General features: G+C 67.8%; 1 protein-coding gene. It reads right to left on the bottom strand.

Going from position 1 to position 1,283, the window contains the following annotated elements; translation table 11 throughout:
- Positions 1 to 361: 361 nt before the first annotated feature.
- Complete coding sequence (locus tag F593_RS0121110; protein WP_022930731.1) at positions 362 to 1,168, bottom strand: flagellin N-terminal helical domain-containing protein; 807 nt, start codon at positions 1,166 to 1,168, stop codon at positions 362 to 364.
- Between the last annotated feature and the right edge of the window lie 115 nt (positions 1,169 to 1,283).

The following is a 1,283-nucleotide window of genomic DNA, read 5'->3' as shown; positions in this document are numbered from 1 at the left end:
CTCGACGTTGGTGTTGATGCGAAGGGACATGCGCTGATCTCCTTGATCGGCTGGGTTTGTGCTGTTCCCGAGGCGACATCCGTGTCGCCCCTTGCGCACGAGTGATCGGCGCGAGCCTGCGGAACTTGAGCCCGCTCGGCGGTCGCCTCTGCGGCCGCCGCAGACGCGGCGGCGGTCAGGTGGGCGGCGGGTCGTCGTCCCGCGGCCCGGGCCCGGACGGACGCGGGGCCCGGAACGACGCGACGCCCCCGGGGCCGAGGCTCCGGGGGCGTCGCGATGCTGCTGGGTCCTGCGGTACTGCGGGTCCTGCGGTGCTGCGGGTTCTGCGGTGCTATGGGTCCTGCGGTGCTACCGGCTAGATCTAGCGCAGGAGGGACAGCACGCCCTGCGAGGCCTGGTTGGCCTGCGAAAGGATCGCCGTACCGGCCTGCGACAGGATCTGGTTCTTGGTCAGCGACACCATCTCCGACGCCATGTCCACGTCGCGGATACGCGACTCGGACGCCGTCAGGTTCTCCTGCGTCACCGAGAGGCTGTTCAGGGTGTGCTCCAGGCGGTTCTGCACAGCACCGAAGTCGGCACGAACCTGGGACACGTCCTTGATGGCCGCATCGATGGACGAGAGCGTGATGCCCGAGAGGGTCGTCGCGCCCGAGACCGAACCCAGCTTGTCGGCGAGCGTGGCGAGGCTGACCGTGGTCGTCTCGTCGTCGTTCGCGCCAACCTGGAACGTGACCGTGGCGGTCGAACCGTTGAACAGCTTCGTGCCGTTGAAGTCGGCACGGTCGCCGATCGCGCCGAGCTCCGTGGTCAGCTGGCTGACCTCGGCGTCGATGGCCGCCTTGTCGTCGGCACCGACGGTGCCGTTCTGGTACTGGACCGCGAGCGTACGGACGCGCTGCAGGATGGAGTGGACCTCCGTCAGCGCACCTTCCGCCGTCTGGACGAGCGAGATGCCGTCCTGGGCGTTGCGCTTGGCCTGATCGAGACCACCGATCTGACCGCGCATCTTCTCGGAGATCGCCAGGCCCGCCGCGTCATCGCTGGCGCGGTTGATGCGCAGGCCCGAGGACAGGCGCTCCATGGACTTGGCGATCTTGTCGCTGGTGCCGTTGAGGTTGCGATGCGCGTTGAACGCCTCGACGTTGGTGTTGATGCGAAGGGACATGCGTCGATCTCCTTGATCGGCTTTGGTGTGTGCTGTTCCTGGAGCGACGTCCGTGTCGCCCCTGCGCACGGGTGATCGGCGGGAGCGCGCAGGACTTGAGCGGCTCCTCGTACGG

The sequence above is a fragment of the Patulibacter americanus DSM 16676 genome, assembly GCF_000420025.1.
GTDB classification, from domain to species: domain Bacteria; phylum Actinomycetota; class Thermoleophilia; order Solirubrobacterales; family Solirubrobacteraceae; genus Patulibacter; species Patulibacter americanus.
This window is presented reverse-complemented; position numbering and strand designations above follow the sequence as displayed.

What these genes read in the sequence shown, in the direction of transcription:
- F593_RS0121110 (WP_022930731.1), bottom strand. Translation starts at nt 1,168, where the DNA reads ATGTCCCTTCGCATCAACACCAACGTCGAGGCGTTCAACGCGCATCGC.